24 protein-coding genes, 1 tRNA gene and 3 pseudogenes are annotated in these 21,665 nt (G+C 33.2%); 13 read left to right on the top strand and 15 right to left on the bottom strand.

Annotated features, from left to right (window positions below; all coding sequences use genetic code 11):
- Nucleotides 1–402: 402 nt before the first annotated feature.
- Nucleotides 403–783 (top strand): annotated as a pseudogene (locus ACQ4M0_RS05175) (IS4-like element ISWosp8 family transposase); the annotation flags it as partial.
- 79 nt (nt 784–862) lie between these two features.
- On the opposite strand, the gene ACQ4M0_RS05170 reads toward ACQ4M0_RS05175, so the two are convergent.
- Nucleotides 863–1,414, bottom strand: a complete 552-nt coding sequence (locus ACQ4M0_RS05170) for a WD_0033/WD_0034 family tandem repeat-containing protein (RefSeq protein ID WP_438456333.1) — start codon at nt 1,412–1,414, stop codon at nt 863–865.
- 389 nt (nt 1,415–1,803) lie between these two features.
- Here ACQ4M0_RS05170 and ACQ4M0_RS05165 point away from each other — a divergent pair, with 389 nt between their 5' ends.
- Complete coding sequence (locus ACQ4M0_RS05165; protein WP_019236868.1) at nt 1,804–2,823, top strand: Mrp/NBP35 family ATP-binding protein; 1,020 nt, start codon at nt 1,804–1,806, stop codon at nt 2,821–2,823.
- A gap of 226 nt (nt 2,824–3,049) precedes the next feature.
- A pseudogene (locus ACQ4M0_RS05160) lies at nt 3,050–3,200 on the top strand (IS5/IS1182 family transposase); the annotation flags it as partial.
- A 213-nt stretch (nt 3,201–3,413) separates the two neighbouring features.
- On the opposite strand, the gene ACQ4M0_RS05155 reads toward ACQ4M0_RS05160, so the two are convergent.
- Together ACQ4M0_RS05155 and ACQ4M0_RS05150 are read right to left on the bottom strand one after the other, a co-directional pair.
- Nucleotides 3,414–3,965, bottom strand: a complete 552-nt coding sequence (locus ACQ4M0_RS05155) for a DNA-3-methyladenine glycosylase (RefSeq protein ID WP_012481934.1) — start codon at nt 3,963–3,965, stop codon at nt 3,414–3,416.
- A 60-nt stretch (nt 3,966–4,025) separates the two neighbouring features.
- Entirely contained in the window at nt 4,026–5,015 is a 990-nt protein-coding gene (locus ACQ4M0_RS05150) for a hypothetical protein (protein ID WP_438456332.1), read from the bottom strand.
- 157 nt (nt 5,016–5,172) lie between these two features.
- Here ACQ4M0_RS05150 and mraY point away from each other — a divergent pair, with 157 nt between their 5' ends.
- Together mraY and ACQ4M0_RS05140 are read left to right on the top strand one after the other, a co-directional pair.
- A complete protein-coding gene (gene mraY / locus ACQ4M0_RS05145; protein ID WP_052264679.1) occupies nt 5,173–6,153 on the top strand; it encodes a phospho-N-acetylmuramoyl-pentapeptide-transferase in 981 nt (326 codons plus the stop codon).
- A gap of 5 nt (nt 6,154–6,158) precedes the next feature.
- Nucleotides 6,159–6,752 (top strand): ribonuclease HII, encoded by a 594-nt coding sequence (locus tag ACQ4M0_RS05140; RefSeq protein WP_007302272.1) that lies wholly within the window; start codon nt 6,159–6,161, stop codon nt 6,750–6,752.
- Nucleotides 6,753–6,759: 7 nt separating this feature from the next.
- On the opposite strand, the gene virB9 is transcribed toward ACQ4M0_RS05140, so the two are convergent.
- The 4 genes and pseudogenes from virB9 to ACQ4M0_RS05120 form a co-directional block, all read right to left on the bottom strand.
- Complete coding sequence (gene virB9, locus ACQ4M0_RS05135; RefSeq protein WP_438456331.1) at nt 6,760–7,545, bottom strand: P-type conjugative transfer protein VirB9; 786 nt, start codon at nt 7,543–7,545, stop codon at nt 6,760–6,762.
- Nucleotides 7,546–7,860: 315 nt separating this feature from the next.
- Nucleotides 7,861–8,279, bottom strand: a pseudogene (tnpA, locus tag ACQ4M0_RS05130) (IS200/IS605 family transposase).
- Nucleotides 8,280–8,551: 272 nt separating this feature from the next.
- A complete protein-coding gene (locus ACQ4M0_RS05125; RefSeq protein ID WP_125855783.1) occupies nt 8,552–8,917 on the bottom strand; it encodes a histidine phosphotransferase family protein in 366 nt (121 codons plus the stop codon).
- Nucleotides 8,902–9,177, bottom strand: a complete 276-nt coding sequence (locus tag ACQ4M0_RS05120) for a hypothetical protein (RefSeq protein ID WP_438456330.1) — start codon at nt 9,175–9,177, stop codon at nt 8,902–8,904. The genes ACQ4M0_RS05125 and ACQ4M0_RS05120 overlap by 16 nt, the downstream gene beginning before the upstream one ends.
- A gap of 137 nt (nt 9,178–9,314) precedes the next feature.
- Between ACQ4M0_RS05120 and purM the strand changes: the two genes are divergently transcribed.
- Nucleotides 9,315–10,352, top strand: coding sequence for a phosphoribosylformylglycinamidine cyclo-ligase (gene purM, locus ACQ4M0_RS05115; protein WP_438456329.1), 1,038 nt, complete (start codon nt 9,315–9,317; stop codon nt 10,350–10,352).
- Here the strand turns inward: purM and purC are convergent.
- Nucleotides 10,349–11,071, bottom strand: a complete 723-nt coding sequence (gene purC / locus ACQ4M0_RS05110) for a phosphoribosylaminoimidazolesuccinocarboxamide synthase (protein ID WP_007302276.1) — start codon at nt 11,069–11,071, stop codon at nt 10,349–10,351. The two genes, purM and purC, sit on opposite strands and share 4 nt — an antisense overlap.
- 65 nt (nt 11,072–11,136) lie before the next feature.
- On the opposite strand from purC, the gene trmD reads away from it, so the two are divergent.
- From trmD to ACQ4M0_RS05080, 6 genes are all read left to right on the top strand, one after another.
- Nucleotides 11,137–11,835 (top strand): tRNA (guanosine(37)-N1)-methyltransferase TrmD, encoded by a 699-nt coding sequence (gene trmD, locus ACQ4M0_RS05105; RefSeq protein ID WP_012481936.1) that lies wholly within the window; start codon nt 11,137–11,139, stop codon nt 11,833–11,835.
- Nucleotides 11,832–12,209 (top strand): 50S ribosomal protein L19, encoded by a 378-nt coding sequence (gene rplS, locus ACQ4M0_RS05100; protein WP_007302278.1) that lies wholly within the window; start codon nt 11,832–11,834, stop codon nt 12,207–12,209. Before trmD ends, rplS begins: the two co-directional genes overlap by 4 nt.
- A 56-nt stretch (nt 12,210–12,265) precedes the next feature.
- The gene (locus ACQ4M0_RS05095) at nt 12,266–12,400 is read left to right on the top strand and encodes a hypothetical protein (protein WP_438456328.1); all 135 of its coding nucleotides are present in this window, start codon (nt 12,266–12,268) and stop codon (nt 12,398–12,400) included.
- 16 nt (nt 12,401–12,416) lie between these two features.
- Nucleotides 12,417–13,373 (top strand): IS5 family transposase, encoded by a 957-nt coding sequence (locus ACQ4M0_RS05090; RefSeq protein WP_213863789.1) that lies wholly within the window; start codon nt 12,417–12,419, stop codon nt 13,371–13,373.
- 186 nt (nt 13,374–13,559) lie between these two features.
- Nucleotides 13,560–14,813, top strand: a complete 1,254-nt coding sequence (locus tag ACQ4M0_RS05085) for a DUF3333 domain-containing protein (protein WP_438456327.1) — start codon at nt 13,560–13,562, stop codon at nt 14,811–14,813.
- The gene (locus ACQ4M0_RS05080) at nt 14,810–15,607 is read left to right on the top strand and encodes a phosphoribosylformylglycinamidine synthase subunit PurQ (protein ID WP_438456326.1); all 798 of its coding nucleotides are present in this window, start codon (nt 14,810–14,812) and stop codon (nt 15,605–15,607) included. Before ACQ4M0_RS05085 ends, ACQ4M0_RS05080 begins: the two co-directional genes overlap by 4 nt.
- A 106-nt stretch (nt 15,608–15,713) precedes the next feature.
- Here ACQ4M0_RS05080 and pdxH read toward each other — a convergent pair whose 3' ends face one another.
- Genes pdxH through ACQ4M0_RS05065 form a run of 3 tightly spaced genes read right to left on the bottom strand, consistent with a single transcriptional unit; the run spans nt 15,714 to nt 17,247 of the window.
- Nucleotides 15,714–16,307 (bottom strand): pyridoxamine 5'-phosphate oxidase, encoded by a 594-nt coding sequence (gene pdxH / locus ACQ4M0_RS05075; protein ID WP_006014087.1) that lies wholly within the window; start codon nt 16,305–16,307, stop codon nt 15,714–15,716.
- 15 nt (nt 16,308–16,322) lie between these two features.
- Entirely contained in the window at nt 16,323–17,138 is an 816-nt protein-coding gene (gene mutM / locus ACQ4M0_RS05070) for a bifunctional DNA-formamidopyrimidine glycosylase/DNA-(apurinic or apyrimidinic site) lyase (RefSeq protein WP_149168767.1), read from the bottom strand.
- A complete protein-coding gene (locus ACQ4M0_RS05065; protein ID WP_264685792.1) occupies nt 17,104–17,247 on the bottom strand; it encodes a hypothetical protein in 144 nt (47 codons plus the stop codon). Before ACQ4M0_RS05065 ends, mutM begins: the two co-directional genes overlap by 35 nt.
- Nucleotides 17,248–17,266: 19 nt before the next feature.
- Between ACQ4M0_RS05065 and ACQ4M0_RS05060 the strand changes: the two genes are divergently transcribed.
- Nucleotides 17,267–17,339: transfer RNA gene (locus tag ACQ4M0_RS05060), tRNA-Thr, on the top strand.
- Nucleotides 17,340–17,480: 141 nt separating this feature from the next.
- Here the strand turns inward: ACQ4M0_RS05060 and ACQ4M0_RS05055 are convergent.
- From ACQ4M0_RS05055 to ACQ4M0_RS05040, 4 genes are all read right to left on the bottom strand, one after another.
- On the bottom strand, nt 17,481–17,756 hold the full coding sequence (locus tag ACQ4M0_RS05055) for a hypothetical protein (RefSeq protein ID WP_149168765.1): 276 nt from the start codon (nt 17,754–17,756) through the stop codon (nt 17,481–17,483).
- A gap of 121 nt (nt 17,757–17,877) precedes the next feature.
- Complete coding sequence (locus ACQ4M0_RS05050; RefSeq protein WP_019236861.1) at nt 17,878–18,132, bottom strand: hypothetical protein; 255 nt, start codon at nt 18,130–18,132, stop codon at nt 17,878–17,880.
- 65 nt (nt 18,133–18,197) lie between these two features.
- Nucleotides 18,198–19,346, bottom strand: coding sequence for a hypothetical protein (locus tag ACQ4M0_RS05045; RefSeq protein ID WP_019236860.1), 1,149 nt, complete (start codon nt 19,344–19,346; stop codon nt 18,198–18,200).
- 751 nt (nt 19,347–20,097) lie between these two features.
- Nucleotides 20,098–21,624: an acyl-CoA carboxylase subunit beta gene (locus tag ACQ4M0_RS05040; RefSeq protein WP_007302285.1), complete on the bottom strand. Its 1,527-nt coding sequence runs from the start codon at nt 21,622–21,624 to the stop codon at nt 20,098–20,100.
- Nucleotides 21,625–21,665: the final 41 nt, after the last annotated feature.

The raw sequence follows: 21,665 nt of genomic DNA, 5'->3' as shown, positions 1-21,665 counted from the left end.
GAACTAGATTCCAGCGGGCTTTGTTGCATCACTATCTATGAAAGGCTAACTATACAAGCAGCTTATTGAAAATCTTATTTTTTGCAATCTATCTGATTAAATTTAAGAATAGTAATTTATTGTTTGTACTAGTAAATTTAATTCTACTTAAAATAGCTAAAGCATTGAAATTCTTGAATTCTAGCTAGATTAGTGAATGATAGTAAAACTTCTTTTACTTAAATTTAGATATTTACTGATTGTCCTTACTATAAATGCTAGAATAATAAGCTACTGATATTCTACATTTTATCTTTTATTCATCGTAGATAGCGATGCAACAAAGCCCAATAGCGTCAACTTAAGAAAAGATGTTAAGGAATAAAATACTGTAAAAAATAGGACCTTTGGTTTCTATTTTATTTCAATAAAGAAGATATCAGTAAAGCTTATCTATTAAGTGTCACATAGAGGAGTGCTATAAACGACTCAAAGTAGAAGCAGAATTAGAGAATTTTTCTGGGATAAATTTAGAAACAAGAATTTTGTGCAAACTTGGTCATGTGCAATACTTCATATGTGTAATGCACAAGAGCCTTGGAACCCAGATCAAATTGCTGAGTATCGTTTAAATTTTTCAGTTTTATTTGGTGTAATGAGACAGAAACTTTATCAGGTGCTTATTAGCACCAAAAAACTTTCAAGCCCTTTTTAAAATACGCACTAAAGTTAACGTGAAGATTGTATAGCCGCAATAAAGTAGATAAGCCTAAACGCCATAATGTCTTTAGGAGAGCTTGCTAATTCATTCTCTTAAGTTAACGCCATTGCCTGAACAGATACATAAAAAAGTAGTACTTGCAAGAAAGAGTTACTTAAGAAATTAATTAACTTTGCTATTTTCTCTAACATACCTAGAAGAAATAGATACATTATCTAATGCAGTCCTAATACTAGCATTGTTCTCATTAACAACTACAGCTAGCTCACAAGCATTCAAAGTATATCTACCATATGGAAACAGTACAGTACTTACTTCAGTAAATGCATCTTGTAGCATGCTACTATTTTTAGCTCGTATTAAAGTAGAATTGACACATTCATTATTACCTTTATATATAGCAAAGGCAAATGGTTTAATGACATACGTCACGCCTGGAAACTGCACAATATCTTTAGAAGTAAGGATATTTCGTAGTGTATCACTATTTTGAACTCGTATTAAAATAGAATTGATACATTCGTTATTGCCTTTATATATAGCAAAGTTAAGTGGCGTTAAAGTACACGCTATAATATTTAAATACTGTACAATATTTCTAGAAGAAAGAATATCTTGTAATATACCATTTTCTTGGGCTGTTGTTAAAATAACATTAATATACCTTCCCTTATTATGATGTATGGCAAAGCCAAGCGATGTTAAGGTGTACATCAAACCATTTTGATAGTTTATAATATTTGGAGCAGTAAGAATATCTTGTAGTATACCATTGTTTTGAGCTTGTTCTAAATAGAATTAACACATTCATTATTGTCTCTATGTATAGCTAGGCTAAGTAGTGTTAAAGTGCGTTCCCCACCTCTTGGAAATTGTGTAGTATATCAAGTGATAAGAACTTTAGTAAATCATTTCCTGAAACTGCTTCCAAGATATCGCTGATGCTCCTTCCATTCCATATAGATCTTTTTAGCTAAAAATACAAATCTTTTTGTTTTCGTGTTAAATTTTGATGATTTAGCATATTCTTGTAACCTCGTTTTAAAGTCAGTGCAGTTTAATTATTCTATGTTAGTATACACCAATAGAAAAAATTTCATCATATGTTCTGGAAAAATTTTACACAGGTTAATGAGGAAATCGTAAGAGAGAGCCTAAAAAAGGTTATAGAGAAGAAAAGTGGTAAGAATGTTGGTGTAGTATCCTCAATTGTTATTAAGGGTAAAGATGTTGCTTTTGCTCTTGAAGTTACTGAGCCAAATGAAGAATTAAGAAAAAATTGTGAGCAAGCTGTTAAGGCGATACCGGGAGTAGGAAAGGTTACTGTAGTTGCTACTGGTCAAAAACAAGCTAGGCAACAAAAAGCTAAACTTCATATCGAAGGAGTGAAAAATATAATTGTCGTTGCTTCTGGTAAAGGAGGTGTGGGTAAGTCGACAGTTGCACTAAATCTAGCTCTTTCGTTAGCAGAATTAAAACATAAAGTTGCGCTAGTTGATGCAGATATATATGGTCCTTCGATTCCTAAAATGTTGGGCACTGAGAAATTAAAACCAGAAATACAGAGTGGTAAAGCAATGCCTATAGAGAAACATGGTCTCTATACTATTTCAATTGGCTATTTTATTGATAAGGACCGCGCAGTAATATGGCGTGGACCTATGATCACAAAAGCACTTTACAATTTGCTAATGGGAACAAGGTGGTCTGATATAGAATATTTAATCATTGATACACCGCCTGGCACTGGCGATGTACATTTAAGTCTGATGGAGAATTTTAGTTTAACTGGAGCAATAATAGTTTCAACTCCACAGGAGCTTGCTTTAATCGATGCACAAAAAATTTATGATATGTTCACAAAGCTCAGCGTGCCAATTATCGGCATTGTGGAAAATATGAGCTATTTTGTTCAAGATAATTCAAAAATACACATATTTGGAAAAGGTGGTGCAAAAAAAATGTCTGAAGAGCTGGGAGTCAAACTCTTGAGCAGAGTTCCTCTAGATCCGCAAATATGTAGTGCTTCTGATTGTGGAAATCCTTCAATACTAAGTGAGGATTTAGTAAGGATTTATGAAGGCATTGCTAAAGATGTTAGGTCTTTTGTATGCAGTCTATAAAGTTTTTTTAAACTACTTTTAAAATAGGTAGAATGTAATTTTAGGTGAATAAAATATTTCAAATGGCAGCAGCTACCTCGTATCTGAACAGACAATAGACTTCTTGGATAACTTAAGAAACAAGTAGTAGAAGCAATATTAGGGAAGGTATAAATTTTGAGCAGATAAGTAAACTTGATGAAGAGAAGCTTCGAAGACTAAGAGGAGTAAAAAGAAAAACATTGGAAAAATAATAGAAATTTTAATAGAGGAAGAGGCCAAGAAAAAGGCAAGAGGAGGAAAACCAAATATATTTATTAATATCACTCGAATATTTGTGTAAATACCGTACATATTTCCATATAGTGCAAAGCTATGGAATAAGTGAAAGTTCTTGCTAACGGCTGAATAGAAGATGCATTGATAAAACATCCAGATTTCAGGAAGATAAAGAGCTATTAAAGTTAAATAGGAGTATGCAAAAGTTTTATAAAAAGGGAATGTTCAACTCCCCCATAGAAGATCAAAAAATATCCTTAGGTTATCCAAGAAGTCTATTGTTGGTAAACATAAAAGGCTATTTGCCTTTTTATCTAGTTTATGCAGGAGGTCTAATATTTATTGTTGAGTGTGATTTTAGGCATGTCTGCTAAAACGCAACTTTTAAATCGCCAAAATTTCTCCTTGCCTTTACTAATTCCGATTCTTGGAGTGCACACATAATCTGGTTTGAGGTGATATTCATAGAGACAAAATTCATGACTTATAGTAAGGTCTTGTTTATTATGTTCTTTTGTAATGTTTAATTTTTTGCACAGTATGCCTGGCCCGCCTAAATTTGCTTCAAGCGGTTCAGTGAGCTTTAATCCTCGTATTAACACTGCTGCTGGGAATCCTTCTGCTTCTGTTACAATATTTAGACAATAGTACATTCCATATATAAAATATACGTACGAAAACCCTGGCGTACCAAACATTACTGAGGTTCGATTAGTATAGCCTCTTGCTGCATGACAAGCTGGGTCATCCATTCCTATATACGCTTCAACTTCAGTTATTATTCCACTAAAATTAGAAAATTTCAGCATCTTGCCTAGCAGCTCCCCAGCTACGGTTAAAGTTGGCCGTTCATAGAAATTTCTTGGTAATATTGTGTTATTCATCATAGAAGTACAAGTTACTTACATTTGCAAGCAACTCATACTATTTTCGCTTTTCCTTATTTAGATAAGAGGATACCTACATCTCTGAGAAGTAGAAGTTGGTGTTGTTGTCACATTTGTTACATCTGTTGAAGGCTGCTGTAAAACCTTGACTGATTCAGAGCTCTTTTGTTGCAATTGCGGTACTAACGCTTCATATAAAGATTTTGGTTCACGTCTCTTACCTATTTTGACTTCTTTATTTGCACGCAACTGCTCTGCAGTAACACCGTTGCCTTCAAGGAGAGTTACACCATTATTACCATCAATGTTAACTTTAATTTTGCATTCTCTTCCATCAACATACCACTTTAAAGTCATTTCATATAACCCACTAATTATTTCATAAACTCTTTCCTCATTATCACTATCATTATTAATATAGCAACATGCCCCTCTCTTTTTTTCTTGATTAGGATAACAAAATGTAATTGTTCTTACACCATACTCTTTACATATACTACCGCCTAGAAGTTTAGCTATATCTACTCCTTCTTTATTGGCATGTAGCACAACTCTCACGGTGGGGTAAACAATATTACCTTCCCTTTTGCCTTCTTTTATCATTATGGACTCTATGGTATATACCTTCGATATCTCTGCCTTAATTTGGTCAGCAATCTTGCCTACAATCTCTTTACCATGATAGTGAGATTCTCCTTTCTTCGGAGAAAAAGGTTCTTTGTTTGTAGTATTAGTGTCTGGATCATTCTGTAACTTAAAGAATTTATCCCATTCTTCATCACTGTCTAATTTAATATATTCACGCTTGTTCTTGCCTGATACTGCATTCTGAATACTAGACGATCCTTCTGTTACAGTTGTACCAGAGCTATTGCCTTTACCTTTTAGAAGAACAAGATGCTCTTCTGACCTTTCTTCCTTACTCAACTTTGAAGCTGCATCACCAAAAGAAGGTTTCTCTACTATATGCATGTAAGAACTTTTAACTCTACTCTCATTATCAGGTACTGTAGTAGCCCACAAAAGCTTTTTAATATAATCTAACATATGCTACCTCTTACCATTAACTAAATATCAGTATGTAAACTTTGCTATAGCTAATCAATAACTAAATTTACTCCAAATAAAATGAGCTGATAAAAAGGTATAAATTGAGATTAGGTAAAGCTTTTGGTATAATATCTAGTTAATTTTGAATAGGCAGGTGATCTCATCTACAAAGACGTTTTTTATCTCATTTATTTTTGGGTTTATTCTCTTTCCCTATTTTATAAAACTTCTAAAAAAGATAAGTAAAGATGGACAACCAATCAGATCATATGGACCAGAAAGTCATTTAATAACAAAAAAGAATATACCACCTATGGGTGGAATAATAATACTAACTTCTGCTTTATTACCAATCCTGCTTTGGACTCAATTAACACCAGAAATTTCATTGCTGGTATTTATAACTCTATTTTTTGCTCTACTTGGATTTATTGATGACTATTTAAAATTGAAGACAAATCACCACCGAGGTTTAAGTGCAAAAACCAAAATACTTATTCAGTTTGTCGTTACTCTGGTCTGTATGTTTATACTTAAGCTACAATCTGCTGAAGGTTTTACAAAAATTTCTCTATTTAGAGAAGTAGCAATCGACCTTGGCTATCTATATCTTCCGTTTGCTGCATTTGTAATTGTCGGCTCTTCTAATGCTGTGAATCTTACAGATGGCCTAGATGGCCTTGCTGCAACTCAAGCCATTACTTCCTTTGCTTTTTTGGGGCTAATTGCATACATCACTCAGACAGATGTAAACATTACTTTATTCTGCATTGCATTTATAGGAGCTATTTTAAGTTTCTTGTGGTTTAACACACATCCAGCAAAAATATTTATGGGTGATGTTGGAAGCCTATCAATCGGTGCAGCTTTAGGACTCACTAGTGTTCTAATTAAAAAAGAAATGCTTTTTGCCGTTATTGGAATAATCTTTGTAATAGAGACTTTATCTGTGATTATTCAGGTATCATATTTTAAATATACAAAATTTAGATATGGAGCAGGAAGAAGAATTTTCCTTATGACACCAATACATCATCACTTTGAAAAGAAAGGGTGGTCAGAAAATACAATAGTTATAAAATTTTGGATAATTTCTATCGTTTGTTCGATTTTTGCTTTAACTTTCTTATTATAGGAATTATGAAATATCCAGACTTTTCATTAGAAAATACATTATCAGGAATTATAGCAGGAGTAGATGAAGTAGGAAGAGGTCCGCTTGCCGGTCCAGTGATATCTGCAGCTGTAATATTTACTGATAGAGATACGGTTATTGATGGAATAAACGACTCAAAAAAGCTAACCCCTAAGTGTAGGCAAGTTCTATACGAAAAAATAACGTCTGTTGCAAAATTTGGTATAGGAATGGCAAGCGTAGAAGAAATAAACTCATACAATATTTTGCAAGCAACAAAGCTTTCAATGAAACGTGCGTTGGCAAACTTGAATCTAGAACTAGATTATGTGCTAGTTGATGGTAATCAACCACCTGAAGTAAAATGGCAAGTAAAATCTATAGTGAATGGTGATAGTTTAAGTATATCAATTGCAGCCGCTTCAATCGTTGCAAAAGTTACAAGAGATCGGCTTATGGAAGAATTGCATAATAAACATCCTCAATATAATTGGTATAAAAATAAAGGATATGGAACAAAAGAACACCTCAGCGCTATTGGCCTTCATGGAATTACGAAGCACCATAGAAAGAATTTTGCACCTATAAGAATACTATAGCCTTTAATCACTTACCTTTTTTGAAAGGTATGTTTTCATTAAACAGGCAGACTGTACTTGATCCGTTTCTTAAGGTAAATACCGAGCTTACTCTTTCAATTATCAGGTAGTCATCAACTGTACGAAAATTTATCAAGGATTCATATCCTGCAGAATCAACCATAAAAACTGCCGGGAAATCAGAGTTTATTTTATTAAATTGTAGATATGTAAATTTTCCGTCATCAAAAACCTTAATTGGTATTATTGATTGACTGCCTTTAACGTGCGAGATGGAATAGTTAAAATTCAAGCCTTTCTTTATAACCTCAATATCACTTATATCAGGGATAGTGGTATGAATAGCTTGCTCTAGAATATCACCGTTACTCGTTGAATAAATTTCATCACTGTTGAACAGTGGATAAAGAAACCTTACTTCATATGCTAACCTTGGATCATCTAGCCCGTTTGCTTCTTCAGCATGAAATTCGAAATAATAAACTCTTTTATTGGTAATTATAGTTGCATTAGTATCGGCAATATCATCTATAGGCTTAATAAATAATCTATTACCTTGAGGAAGGAGTTGCCAACCGGTTGCATCACCCATTGAAAGACTTTCTATTACCTCCCCTGGCTCAAACAATATGCTGGATTGATAACCATAAAAGCCCGTGTACTTATGTATAGCCTGTGGATTATAATTCATTACCTTTATGTGGTTATCACCAGCTATTGGTCGTGGTTCCTGTTTTGCAAGTGCATCAGCACCACAAAGAAATAATAGTGCAACAAAGAGTAACCTAATCATAGTATCAAAATAAACTGATCTTTATTTTATCATTGATAGACATGTACTGCAACTGTCAAGCTATCCCAGTAGTAAGCGACAGAAAATGCAAGCTTCATAATAATTCATTACTGCAGGAAAAAATTCTTTAAACATTATTTTCATATATGTTAAAATGAGTTGTGAGGTAAATTAGGGAGTGTTAAATAAAGTTATTAATTTATAGATTCTTCTGAAAAAATTATCTTCTTCTAGATAAGAACTCCCTAAAAAAATAAATGTAACAATTCAACCACTATGGATTAAAATCCAAAGATTGAGAGAGAGCATAGAATGCTAACTTTCGACTTGAAAGTCACCAAATTTATCTTCTTTTTTAGAGTGATTTTCAATATAATTTTTTATCATTTCGTCAGTTACATTTCCGCTAGTCCTGACAAACTAGCCTACTGCCCACAACCCAATATCTCTTTTTTAGCTCTGGAAAGTTTTTCTGGATTTTTCTGGAACTTTTTCCTTTTATTAACTGCACTAACTTACTAATACTTAAGTATGGGGGTACAGAAACGTATACGTGTACATGACTTGACGCAACTCTACCTCTGATAATTTCTACTTGATTATTTGCACATACTTCTTGTACAACTTCTTTAGCTTTCTGTCCAATATCTCCAACTAGTACTGGATATCGATATTTTGTTATCCACACTATGTGATATATATACAGAGTGACTGCTTTTTCTATAATATTCCACATTCTTTCAGATTTTTCACCTTAAAATTATATTCTTAAAAGGATGGACTTCAAGTCCAGGGTTTTTCTCCCAAATTTGGGACAATAAAATGCCCATCTCAAATGTTGCTATATTTCACGATATTTCCTTAACTTGACGCGTATGGTTTATTTAATACTTCCTGCAAATTAACTACAGATTTTATGTCTAAGTTACTCCACAAAATTTTTCCTTTCCTTACCCAAGATTCAAATTTATAGTATCGATTCCCTTTTATGAAATATGAAGCCATCTCAAGTTATAGTTAAGCCTATATTCAGTGAATTACTTTCACAAGTGCAATTGATTTTAGTGTTATACTGTTCTAACAGTAAAGAAGTCATATAGATAATAATGTCTTTTGTATCCAAACGAATATCATTTTTTTTTGTTAATTTGCTCACTAATAATGTACTTATTGATTTATGTTCATTTACTACTTTTATAGTGAGTAGTGTTTTATCTTCTGTTTTAGTCAGTAAAATAGACACTAATTCAATTTGTGCCACTGCACTGATTATAGTTATCACCATATTGGAAATTATCTTATTTATTTTTTCAATTAAGTTTTCTGTAGGACATTCACTTACTCTCCACTGAAGCTTTACTTTTTTTTTAATAAATAATTTTCTATATTGGATTTAGTCTTAACAAAGCTGCAATTATCTGATGAATGAGAATACGCTTGCTTCATAACTTTATATTTATATATTAAATCATCGGAGCTTTCTTTAAGCAATGACAATGCTTCACTTTGCATATTAGGGTTGTTTTCTTCAAGCTCTTCCAATCCACCCACTATTCCTTGCATAGAACTAGCAAAATCATGGAGAATTCGTCCTGATAGGCACTCTGTTATTAACATTATGTTTTTATTCATTGGATAAAAGTATAAATGATTTAAGTTAACCCTATATTGGTAGGCATGTAGTAGTCAATTTAAGAGAAAGTTTCGTTGCGCTTTTTGTGTCAAAGCATTAATGTAGTATTAATAATTATAAGATTTGTGAAGGCGTTATGAATACTTATGCTAAATCTGGAATAGACCTTAAACTATATAATGAACTAATAAAAAAAGTTAAACCTATTATTGAAAAGACTAAAGGAGAAGAAGTAATTAGTGAAGTAGGATCATTTTCCGCATTGTTTGACTTTTCTTCGCTGAGTAAGAAATACGACCATCCAGTACTTGTTTCCTCAACTGATGGAGTGGGCACAAAACTATTAATAGCTCAAGAGGTGAATAAGCATGATACTATAGGTATAGACTTAGTTGCAATGTGTGTAAATGATTTACTTGCACAAGGAGCAACACCTTTATTTTTCCTTGATTACTTTGCAACAGGCGTTTTAAACAAAAACGTTTTATTGTCTGTAATCCAGGGCATTGCAGAAGGGTGCAAGGAATCTAAAATAGCATTAGTTGGTGGAGAAACTGCAGAAATGCCTGGAATGTATGGTAACAATCACTATGACCTTGCAGGGTTTGTGGTTGGTGTTGTTGATCGAAAGCAAATTCTTCCAAATTGTAGTATAATGAAAGCAGGTGACTGTGTAGTTGGTTTAGAATCAAATGGAATTCACTCAAATGGATTTTCTTTGGTGCGCCATATTTTTAAAAGCTTAGGTATAAATTATAATGATATATCTCCATGGAATAATAAATCTTGGGGTGAAATATTACTTAAGCCAACAAAGATATATGTTGATTCTTTGTTGCCTATTATGCCAAAGGTAAAAGGCATTGCGCATATAACAGGTGGCGGGTTAATAGACAATATTCCAAGAATTCTCTCAGGAAATTTATTTGTAGACATAAATATTAATTCTTGGAAATGGCCAGATATATTTTTATGGCTGAAAGAAGAAGGTAAAATAGAAAAGAGAGAAATGTTAAAAACATTTAATTGCGGCATAGGTATAGTACTGATTGTAGATCCCGATAATATGAAGGATGTGGAAAGCCATTTCCAAAAGCGTGGAGAAAAAATTGAGATTATTGGAAAACTTGATGAAGCATGTCAGCCTCCACTTGATAGAGTAGTATTTGGTTAGTCTAACTTTACCGACAGTCTTTTTGCAACTTCTGAGTATGCTTCCTTTAAGTTTCCTAGATTTAAACGGAAAACATCTTTGTCTAGCTTTTTATGAGTATTTTTATCCCATAGCCTACAATTATCAGGGCTGATTTCATCGGCTAAAATGATTTTAGTGCTGTTGTTTATCAATTTGCCAAATTCTAACTTGAGATCAACTAAATATATATTTGCATTTGAAAATAGGTCGACTAAGATTTTGTTGATCTTTAAAGTTGTAGTTTTAACTTCTTCCATTTCTTTATGGGATAACCAACCAAAATATAATATGTGATTTTCATTCACCATTGGGTCGGCTAGGTCATCATTTTTGTAAAAAAACTCGATTATAGGAGATGTAAGTGCCTCACCTTCTTTGATATTAAAACGTTTGCAAAAGCTGCCAGCTGCAATGTTTCTAACCACTACCTCAAGAGGTATTATCTTGAGCTTTTTGACTAGCTGTTCTCTTTCGTTTAGAGTGTTTATAAAGTGCGTGCTAATTCCTGCTTCTTCAAGCTTTTCCATGATAAAAGCACTAACATGATTATTAATTATTCCTTTGCCCTCAATAATTTCATATTTTTCCTTGTTGAACGCTGTAACATCATCTTTAAAGTACTGTATAACAGTTGATGAGTCTTCAGTTTCAATAATGACTTTGGCTTTACCTTCGTATATCGTTTTATTCAGTGACATGATTAATTTAGCTGTATACTATAAGATAATATCAAATTGCTGCTTAGTTTACTACAAATTTGCTAATGACGTTTAGTGTTACAATATTAACCATATTTCCAGAAATGTTCCCCGGGTTTTTGAACTATTCTCTTGCCGGAAAAGCGTTGGAAAAAAAAATATGGAATCTTGAAATAGTAAATATTCGTTCTTTTGCTAAAGATAAACATTCAACTGTGGATGATGTTCCATATGGAGGTGGAGCAGGGATGGTTATGCGCCCAGATGTGATTGGTAATGCAGTTGATAATGTGCTTTCTGCTCATAAAAATACTAGATTTATTTATATGACTCCATCTGGTACAAAATTTAATCAGAGAATTGCGAAGGAGTTAACAGAAATTCCTCATGTAACAATATTGTGTGGTCGATTTGAAGGTGTTGACCAAAGAGTAATTGATGTGTATACTCCTTATGAGTTAAGTATTGGAGATTATATACTTTCGGGAGGTGAGCCAGCTGCGATGGTGGTTCTTGATGCATGTATTAGGCTTCTTCCAGGTGTAGTAAATAATTTCGATAGCGTTGCTGAAGAAAGTTTTAGTTATAGTGGTGGTATACTTGAATATCCTCAATATACTAGACCTGAGCAGTGGAGTAGGTACAAAGTTCCTGAGGTTCTGTTGTCTGGCAATCACAGAAAAATAAGTGATTGGAGAAGGGAACAGTCATATGTTAGAACAAAGGAACGTCGACCTGAATTGTTGAATGGAGATGATAAATGACAAACTTACTTGAAAAATTTAACGAACAACAAATACAAAGGTTAGCCAAAGAGATGCCAGCTTTTTGTCCTGGCGATGATTTGAAGGTCACTTTTAAGGTAGTTGATAGTACGGGTGAGCGTATACAGATATTTGAGGGCGTATGTATATCAAAAAGAAATCGTGGATTACACTCTTCTTTTTCAGTTAGAAAGGTAAGTCATGGAGAAAGTATAGTATCACAATTTTTTGTTTACTCTCCTGCATTAATTTCAGTACAAGTGATGAGAAAGGGAAAGGTCCGTAGAGCAAAATTATATTATCTGTGCAAGCTATTTGGGAAAGCTGCAAGGATCAAAGAACGTACTACTTATGTTAAAAAAAAATCTAAGTAGATACAATAGGGAGTGATGTCAATTGTATCATCTCAAAACTCTCTCTTATTATCCCAGTGTGTGGCGCACAACTGTACTTTCCCTCCTGCTGTGGTGTCATCCCAATGTTTGACACTAGGATGGCTTTGTTGCACCACTCAAGGAAAGAACAGGCAGTTACTGATGGAATTTGTTATAAAATAGATATTTAGCCGACAAAGGAAAAATATGCCAATAAGAATGAAAGTCAGTAACTGCAATGAATATAACAAATTTCTTCAAGAAAGGGGAAATGTTTTTCATTATATCAACGATGCCATTGAAAATTGGTACGAAAATAGTCCAAAAGTAGCAGGTGGCAACAATGTCTACAGCGACAAAGTAGTGATTCTAATTCACATAATAACCTATCTATTCAGGATTGGTCTTAGGCAAACAGTGGGATTTATAGAGAAATATCTTGAGCAAATAGGGAAAATTTTGCAAATTATCAGCTATTCGCAGGCTTCAAGAAGGTTTAAAAAGCTTAATATCAAAATCAACGACTGCAGAGTTGATAAGAACGATATGGAAGATATTGAAATTGCTATAGATAGTACAGGTATCAGCATCTACAATAATATTCCAGGCCATAGTAAGGCAAATGGTACAGATAGAAAGTATCGCCGCTATGAGCAAACAAGAAAGCTACATGTAATGCTAGAGATAGGTAGTAAAAAAGTTATAGCTGCAAAATACAGTAGTGGAGTTTATTCCGACCACTATGGAGCCTGTGATCTTATTGAAAGAGTGGATACCAAGTATAACATAAGCACGATATATGCAGATAGGGCATATAATCGAAAGAAGTTATACAAACTGTGCGATGAGCTTGACATAAAGACAAGGATTCCTCCGCAAAATAATGCAGTAGAGCATCCAAAGTTGGATTATATGAATGAGAGAAATTCTACAATCAAGCTCATAAAGTCATATGATGAAGATGGTATGAAGAGGTGGAAAAAAGAGATAAATTATTGGAAGAGATCTTATATAGAAAGTTTTTTCTCGCGACTGAAGCAAATATTTGGATTTAGTTTTAGGAATAAATCTGAGATTAATCGTGAGAAGGAACTGCTACTCAAGTGTTATTTGCTTAACAAATTTACTGAAATAGGCATGGCTAAGTTTGATATAGCTTCATGAATTTATTATACATTACCCACTATCCGAAGAGCTGTGCAACAAAGCCCACTGGGATCCAGATTCTCCTTTTGGTTTGTGCTTTCATGGAAAATATAAAAATTATTTGCAGGCAAAGCCTGTTAGATCTCAGTTCAAGCACTGGAAAAAGGGGAAAGTCTTTTCAAATCCTCATGTAAAGAAAAGTAAATGGGTATAATAAAGAAAAACTTTCTTAAGTTACTTCAATCTAAGCGCGTACATGCTCGTGTAAAAAGAAAAAATAAAAAGAACAACATTTTATGCTTTTGCTCTTTTACAGCACTGATTGTCTCAATTGGGTGTCCTATATGTATATTACTAAGTATATTAGTTAACTCTTACAGTGCTTTAACAGTAACGAAAATTTTATTACCAGTTGAAATAAATGCTGATCTTATTTTAACTAATAATCCTGGTGATTTACGATATAAGTCCATTGGCTTACTCAACAATTCTTTACGTAAGGTGTTTGAAGGAACTGATTTTAAAGACGGTGACGAAATTTTAAGTCGTAATTCTTACAAAGAACTAGAGAAATTTTCTCATAAGAAAGTAAAAGATAGTGGTGAATATGAGATCTGGTTTACCGCGTCAAGTATAATTAATTCAATAAATAAATATAAACATTTGAATGATCATTATGCTAAATTACTTGATTGGTTAAAAGAGAAGGGAAGAGTAAGAAAATTTTTTAATAAGTCTCTGTTTCTTAAGTCTGATTCTTGTGAGCCTGAGAATGCAGGGATTTTAGGGGCATTTATCGGTTCATTAATGACAATTATAGTATGCTTAGCGTTGGCATTGCCAATAGGAATTATGTCAGGTATCTGTCTTTATGAATTTATGCCTAGAAATAGGCTAATAACCAGTATTGTAGAAATTAGCATGAATAACCTTGCTGCAGTGCCTTCGATAATATTTGGTGTGGTAGGACTGACTCTCTACTTGGGCATATTTGGTTTACCCCGTTCTTCACCGCTTGTTGGCGGGATGACTCTTTCATTTATGATGCTGCCTAATATTATTATTGCAACAAAAAATGCCTTTACAAACGTTCCTATTGCAATAAAAGATGCAGCGTTTGCGCTAGGTGCACCTCACATCAAGGTGATATTGGATCACTCTTTACCGATTGCGTTGCCACGGATAATACATGGTGCAGTGCTTGCAATTGCAAGGATTTTAGGCGAATCTTCCCCTTTACTTATGATAGGCATGGTAGCATTTATTGCTGATACACCTACATCCTTCTTCGATCCGGCAACTGTTTTACCTGTACAAATATACATATGGTCAAGTAGTCCTGAAATTGCATTTATTGAGCTTGCTGCCATTGCAATTATAGCTTTATTGTTAATGCTATTTGCTTTGAATTTAATAGCAAATTTTGTAAAAAGAAAGTTCGAGTTTTTTGATTCATGAAAATTACAATCCTATCTGGTTATGGCTTAAATTGCGAAAAAGAAACTGCATTTGCATTTATGGAATGTAGCAGAAAGCTTGGTATTAATAATATTGAAGTAAAAATCGTTCACATTAATGATATTATAGATAATCCAAGTGAACTGAAATTAAGCAATATACTTGCAATTCCAGGAGGTTTTTCCTATGGTGATGACACTGGTGCTGGTAATGCGTTTGCTTTGCGTATAAAAAACAACTTGTTAGACGAATTTCAAAATTTCTTATCTCAGGATAAGCTTATTATAGGGATATGTAATGGTTGCCAGATATTAGTAAAGTTAGTTCCAGAATTCTCTAATCTAGCTTTAACCTCTAATGATATAGGTAATTACCAATGTCGTTGGATTAGAGTGAGAGTTAATCCGCAGAGTAATTCTGTTTGGCTACGGGGCCTGAGTGAACTATATCTCCCTATTGCTCATGGGGAAGGCAAATTTTTTATGGATCAAGATACTTTGAATCAATTGATTGAAAATAATTCCGTTGCACTGCGTTACGTTGATGAAAATGGTGACTATGCAAATTTACAATTTCCTTACAATCCAAACGGATCTATACACGACCTGGCAGCTTTGTCAGACAAAAGTGGTAGAGTTTTAGCTTTAATGCCTCACCCAGAGAGAGGAATATTTTTTACTCAGCAGGACAACTGGCCTCTTGAAAAAGAAAAATGTAAACGTTCAGGAGTGGCTATGCCAAAATATGGTGATGGAATGCTCATATTTGAGAATGCACTAAAATATTTTGCGTAAGTATTACAATACATTACATACAACAAGTTTTTAAACCATAAAAAGTTACTTGATCAGGATGACAATAAATCTTTATTTTTGATCTGCAGAGTAGCTTTCTCTAACGTTAGGGATATAATTGTTCCACTTTCCAATTGCTTTTCTCAACAAGAGTATATCTAAATCTAGTGTGTCTCCTATATTCACCTTCTTGCCAAAATTCAATTACCTTTGGGATTACGCAAAATCCCACCCAAAAGTCAGGACGAGAAACTTGTGTATTGTGAAATTCTTTCTCTTTCAATTCTATAGCCTGCTCAAAATCTTGCCAATTTTTCAGAACTCTTGATTGTTTTGAGCACCACGCGCTAATTTGACTATCGCGTGCTCGAGAGGAGAAATATTCGTCAGCCTTTTTGCCGCTTAGAAGCCTAACTTCTCCTTCAATTCGTACTTGTCTAGAAAATTCTGTCCAATGAAATACGAGTGCAGCTTTGGGGTTCTCAGTCAATTCTTTTCCTTTTCTACTGTTTACGTTAGTAAAGAACACAAAACCTTCTTTACTATACTCCTTTAGTAATACCACTCTTGCAGATGGAATGCAGTCTTTGCTACACGTTGCTAGCGTCATTGCAGTTGACTCTTTACACGGAAAATTAAGTACTTCTTGATACCACTTTGAGAACAAATCAAAAGGATCTTTTTCAGGTAAGAGTGTCATATGCAAAAATAAAATTTAATTCTGACATGCATTGCAAAAATAAGTGCTACGACCATTTTGTCGTATAAGTGTTATGATATTGTTGCAGATTCTGCAAGGTTTTTGCACTTTACCATATACGTAAAAGTTATTTTGAAAGTATCCAGCAGATCCAGATGGTTGTGCATAATCTTTCAGTGTTGAACCACCAGCAGCAATTGCATCACTCAGAGTATTTTTTATTTCGATAGCAAGTTTTTCGCACTCTATATATGTTAAATCTTGTGCTAGCCTAAGTGGTGATATGCGAGCTCTAAATAAGCTCTCAGAAGCATATATGTTACCTACGCCAACTATTAGCTTATTATTCATTAATACCGATTTGATATTTGCTTTTCTGCTCTGTAGCAACTTCTGTAAATAATTTCCATTAAATTCATCTGTGAGGGGTTCTATTCCTAGGTTATTAAAAAAATTTAGTTCTTGCTCTCTGTTTAAAACAATCACTAATCCAAACCTTCTTGGGTCATTAAAGATTAGTGAAGTGTTGTCAGAAAATAAGAATATCACATGATCATGTTTGTTCTGTGCTTGATTGTCTTCAACATATATAAGCTTTCCGCTCATGCCAAGGTGTATGATTACAGCCATACTAGCATCTATATTCGAGATTATATATTTACCTCTACGCTTGATATCATTTATAACTTTGCCCTTTAGCAAATCATCAATATTTTTTGTTATTGGTACACGCAAATTCCAATTATTGACTGTAACATTGCTTATTTTCTTATTTTTGATTTTATCAAATAAGAAGTTAGAGATGACTTCCACTTCTGGGAGTTCTGGCATCTTGTCTACTCTGTTGCTGTTTTTTTCTTTTTAGAATATTTTGCTTTAAAGCTTTTGCCAATCTTTTTCTCTCTTCTTCTTTTTCCTTATTTTTTTTCATGTTATTCATTATCATAATACGTGAACTTGCCGTTGTAGCTCAGGTGGTAGAGTACGTCATTGGTAATGACGAGGTCCCAAGTTCGAATCTTGGTAACGGCAGTTTAGAGGACGATATTCATAAAGTCAATCCTCTAGATGCTAATTAGATTATAGAAAAACGTCTAGTAAATACCTTTTATACACTACCATTAAGCTGCTTTTTCAGTATTACTATTCAATAATACCTGCCGTAATTTTTCTTTAGAAAATCCATGCATTAAAAGAAATTGTATAATCCTTTGCCAAAAATCCCTCACAATATACTGAAGGATTATTAAAACTTACGTTGGCAGGGTTAAACCTGTTACCATAACTTCCCCCACCACAAATATTTTCATAACAACACTGCTTACAATCGTCAGGCCTGTTTTCCATATCACTCAAAAAGTTATTAAAAAATTTATCTGATGAGAACTTAGCCCAACTAGTATTGCTTATGTTATATTCAACAAACTTATGAGGGACACATGTTCTCAAATCATCTAGTGGGCCGAGATTACCATTATTGGAAACACATATTAACGGTAATACAAAAGGACTTCTTTTGCCAAATCCTTCAACTCTTGAATAATTACCGTAAAATAGCTCTAATGAAAAGTTATATAGAAATTTCTCTATCCTTTTTATGATAGTTCTCAGTCAGGTCTTCTTTTATCTTATCTGCCCAGCATATATTACCATGCCCTCCACCATCTCTATCAAACTGACAATGGCTATTGTGATTATTTCTACCATGAAAATTATCTGAAAGCTTTTCTATTCTTTTAAGTATGACACTACTACTAACTTGACCGATATTAGCGCTAAGAAGCTCTAATAATAAATCCACTTGTTTTTCTTTATTGTTTACCATAATTATTTTGCCTTAAAATAGCAAAGTCTAGGTTTACTATAGCTTTTGTCAAGCATTTATCTGAGCTATTTATATATTGGAATGCTACTCGTCATTTTATTTGCTTTCAAATGTATAACTTTCGGTATCTTGTTTTCAAGGACTTTTAACTTAATATTACCACTATTAAAGTCAATACTATAACACTTTAGTTCTTGACCATCCTTGAGTCCCATATTATGGCAATCACTACCTAATTTAACCCCACGTATCTTTTGTAGCTCTAGACTTCTGGTTAAGTTAAAGCATATATCACTATACTTATCAGTATCTTGGAAAGTTAAATTTTTATTGAGTAATCTACTAGGTAACAAACTGAGAAGTATGCTAGAATCTCTTATAGAGGCTATGATATCTTTTATAAAGGACTCTGATAAGTAATGTTTTAAATGACTTGCAAATAAGTCAACATTAAAATTAACTTTCTTTGAAGTTATTTCACTTATTATATTATTTATAGTAGTCAATAAGTTATACCTTCCATTACTAACCTCATTTAATTTCTCATCTATTATCATTGCAAGAATAAAACCTTTGTTATAACTCAACATGCTTATGTTTTGATCAAGTAAATGCTTTTGATTTGTTTTTTCGAAATCAATATTAGGTATTAAAGAATTAAAATACTCTTTTAAAGTAATATTAATTATTTTTAAGTACTCATCTTTATCAATAAGTTTCGTGTCAAGTAAGGTTTTCACTCCATAAAATTCCGTAAATCCTTCAAAAAACCACTTATATTTTATTTCATTTTTCTTATCGTTGTCTTGCTCTATTATATGTCCTATATATCTGTGAATTAATTCATGTGATATCACTCTAGTATAATCTTTGATATTTTTTTTTAAGCTTCCCTCAATAATTACATAGTCCTTTCCTGCAGCACCTGTAGTTCTACTAAGATTGGGATTATCAACAAGTACTATATTATACGGCTTACTTTCTAGTATGAATAAGTTATCTTGAGCTAAGATAATTTTATTAATAATATTTACAAGACTGATACTATTATGAGCATTGGTATAAAGCTTATTTCTTTTATCAAGATCAAAACTTCTAAAATTGTCAGTTCTAATAATTTTTTCTATATTATCAAAAGGTTTTCTAAAAGGTAAAAAATCAGGTGAGTTTTTTAAATGTGATGAAGAGTTATCTAAAGCAATAGCAGAATGCATATACTGAATGTATATAAGGAAAAAACAAATAATATAATTTAATAGACTGTGTACATTTTTAAGCTTAATGTTTGCCATAAATAAAACAGGACATTGAAGAAGTGTAAGTAATTACGATTAAGCAAATATAATTTATTGCTAAGTAGGTGATAAGGATAATTTTAATTATCTCTTTAAAACTTTACTCTTCCCATATTATTGAACACCTTATAATAAAGACTGAGAAGAAAGTTACAAAGGATTGTATATTCTTATCATCATAGCGCTGTTACTACAGTAATAACACTAAGAATAACTATAAGTTTCTTTGAATGATAGTTGAATTTTGATTGAAATTTTGAGGCTATAAAAACCGCAGGTACCAGTTGGTTTTTATTAGCTAAAGTAAACGTCAAATATCTGGAATTCTGGACATAAAATCCTCCTTTGAAAAAAAAAGATTAGAAAAAAATGCAATGCACATACGACAGAAATTAAGTATGTGTGTATGCACCCACATACGCTGAAGAGGATACGCTACATTTTTTTATGAGTTTGATTGTTTAATAAAAAAAAGTCTGCAGACAAAGATAAATTTTTGAGCTCTAAAAGTATCTCTAATTGTCATTATAATCAGATTTAGAATATGCGGAAGTAATTTTTTAGCTATAAGAATATATTATAGAAAAAAGGAACCCAAAAGTTAGCGTTATTGGTAATCCAACTTGGTGTAACGGCACTGTAGACCTTACAATAAAGACTGAGAGGAAAGTTACAAAGGAAGATTATCATGCTTCTTCCATATTCTTTCTACTTTCTTGTTTTTAAGTAGCTCTAGTGCTTTGTGAAAGTGATGCCTTGTTTTACTTGGCACTATAATGTCATCAATGTATCCATGTGATGCAGCAAAAAATGGATTAGCAAATTTCTCTTTATATTCTTTGATTAACGTTTGCTGGTCTTTTTCATGCCTAAATATAATTTCAACTGCACTTTCAGGGCCCATTACAGCTATTTCAGCAGTTGGCCAAGCATAATTTATATCACCTTTTAAATGCTTTGAGTTCATAACAATATATGCACCACCATACGCTTTTCTAGTGATAAGGCTAATTTTCGGCACGGTCGCTTCAGCATAAGCGTAAAGCAGTTTCGCTCCGTGTTGTATTATATTATTGTATTCTTGATTTGTACCTGGCAGGAAACCTGGAACATCAATAAGTGTGATGATGGGAATGTTAAATGCGTCACAAAATCTTACAAACCTCGCAGCTTTTCTTGAAGAGTCAATATCCAAGCATCCTGCAAGGTGCATAGGTTGATTTGCAACAACACCAATAGTATTTCCTCCAATTCTGCCAAAGCCAATTATGATGTTACGGGCAAAATCGGGTTTTAGTGCAAAAAATTTCCTTTCATCACACACCTTTTCAATAAGTTCATACATATCATAAGGAGTATTAGGATTACTAGGAACTAGAGTGTTCAAAGATTCATCAACATCATCAATTAAGTTGCAGATTGGTACAGATTTCGTTGACTCTTGATTATTTACTGGTAAAAAGGTAAGGAATTCACGGATTCTCAGCAGCATTTCAACATCGTTATTGAACGCAAAATCTGCTACTCCTGTTTTGCTTGTATGAATTTTTGCTCCACCAAGATCTTCGTGGCTTACATCTTCATAGGTAACTTTTTTCACTACATCTGGTCCGGTTATAAACATGTATGAGCTATTTTTTACCATGAAAATAAAATCGGTTAGCGCTGGAGAGTAAACTGCACCGCCAGCACATGGGCCCATGATTAGAGAGATTTGTGGTATAACGCCTGATGCATTTACATTCCTTTGAAAAATTTCTCCGTAACCAGCAAGGGAATTTACTCCCTCTTGAATTCTAGCTCCACCAGAGTCGTTTAGTCCGATAATTGGAATCCTGGCATTAATTGCCATATCCATAATTTTGCATATTTTTTTTGCATGTGATGCACCAAGTGATCCACCAAAGACAGTGAAATCCTGAGAATAAACAAAAACTTTTCTGCCATGAATAGTACCATGGCCAATTACAACTCCATCACCTAAAAAATCAGCATTTTGCATGCCAAAATCAGTTGCGTGATGCTTCACAAACTTATCATACTCTTGAAATGAATTTTCATCGAGCAATATACTCAGCCTTTCTCTAGCGGTTAGCTTTCCTTTTTCATGTTGCTTGTTAACTCTATCAGGACCTCCTCCTTTTTCGGCTTCTAATGTTTTGATCTTTAGAGTTTCTAGTATTTCAGAGTCTTGCATGTAGTAAAATAACTTTCAAATTGGTTGTAAACTTTATTGAG

The sequence above is a fragment of the Wolbachia endosymbiont of Kerria lacca genome (assembly GCF_051602725.1).
Lineage (GTDB): Bacteria > Pseudomonadota > Alphaproteobacteria > Rickettsiales > Anaplasmataceae > Wolbachia.
This window is presented reverse-complemented; position numbering and strand designations above follow the sequence as displayed.

What these genes read in the sequence shown, in the direction of transcription:
- ACQ4M0_RS05170 (WP_438456333.1), bottom strand. Translation starts at nt 1,414, where the DNA reads ATGTACACCTTAACATCGCTTGGCTTTGCCATACATCATAATAAGGGA.
- ACQ4M0_RS05165 (WP_019236868.1), top strand. Translation starts at nt 1,804, where the DNA reads ATGTTCTGGAAAAATTTTACACAGGTTAATGAGGAAATCGTAAGAGAG.
- ACQ4M0_RS05155 (WP_012481934.1), bottom strand. Translation starts at nt 3,965, where the DNA reads ATGAATAACACAATATTACCAAGAAATTTCTATGAACGGCCAACTTTA.
- ACQ4M0_RS05150 (WP_438456332.1), bottom strand. Translation starts at nt 5,015, where the DNA reads ATGTTAGATTATATTAAAAAGCTTTTGTGGGCTACTACAGTACCTGAT.
- ACQ4M0_RS05140 (WP_007302272.1), top strand. Translation starts at nt 6,159, where the DNA reads ATGAAATATCCAGACTTTTCATTAGAAAATACATTATCAGGAATTATA.
- virB9 (WP_438456331.1), bottom strand. Translation starts at nt 7,545, where the DNA reads ATGATTAGGTTACTCTTTGTTGCACTATTATTTCTTTGTGGTGCTGAT.
- ACQ4M0_RS05120 (WP_438456330.1), bottom strand. Translation starts at nt 9,177, where the DNA reads ATGAATAAAAACATAATGTTAATAACAGAGTGCCTATCAGGACGAATT.
- purM (WP_438456329.1), top strand. Translation starts at nt 9,315, where the DNA reads ATGAATACTTATGCTAAATCTGGAATAGACCTTAAACTATATAATGAA.
- purC (WP_007302276.1), bottom strand. Translation starts at nt 11,071, where the DNA reads ATGTCACTGAATAAAACGATATACGAAGGTAAAGCCAAAGTCATTATT.
- trmD (WP_012481936.1), top strand. Translation starts at nt 11,137, where the DNA reads ATGACGTTTAGTGTTACAATATTAACCATATTTCCAGAAATGTTCCCC.
- rplS (WP_007302278.1), top strand. Translation starts at nt 11,832, where the DNA reads ATGACAAACTTACTTGAAAAATTTAACGAACAACAAATACAAAGGTTA.
- ACQ4M0_RS05090 (WP_213863789.1), top strand. Translation starts at nt 12,417, where the DNA reads ATGCCAATAAGAATGAAAGTCAGTAACTGCAATGAATATAACAAATTT.
- ACQ4M0_RS05085 (WP_438456327.1), top strand. Translation starts at nt 13,560, where the DNA reads ATGGGTATAATAAAGAAAAACTTTCTTAAGTTACTTCAATCTAAGCGC.
- ACQ4M0_RS05080 (WP_438456326.1), top strand. Translation starts at nt 14,810, where the DNA reads ATGAAAATTACAATCCTATCTGGTTATGGCTTAAATTGCGAAAAAGAA.
- pdxH (WP_006014087.1), bottom strand. Translation starts at nt 16,307, where the DNA reads ATGACACTCTTACCTGAAAAAGATCCTTTTGATTTGTTCTCAAAGTGG.
- mutM (WP_149168767.1), bottom strand. Translation starts at nt 17,138, where the DNA reads ATGCCAGAACTCCCAGAAGTGGAAGTCATCTCTAACTTCTTATTTGAT.
- ACQ4M0_RS05065 (WP_264685792.1), bottom strand. Translation starts at nt 17,247, where the DNA reads ATGAATAACATGAAAAAAAATAAGGAAAAAGAAGAAGAGAGAAAAAGA.
- ACQ4M0_RS05050 (WP_019236861.1), bottom strand. Translation starts at nt 18,132, where the DNA reads ATGGTAAACAATAAAGAAAAACAAGTGGATTTATTATTAGAGCTTCTT.
- ACQ4M0_RS05045 (WP_019236860.1), bottom strand. Translation starts at nt 19,346, where the DNA reads ATGCATTCTGCTATTGCTTTAGATAACTCTTCATCACATTTAAAAAAC.
- ACQ4M0_RS05040 (WP_007302285.1), bottom strand. Translation starts at nt 21,624, where the DNA reads ATGCAAGACTCTGAAATACTAGAAACTCTAAAGATCAAAACATTAGAA.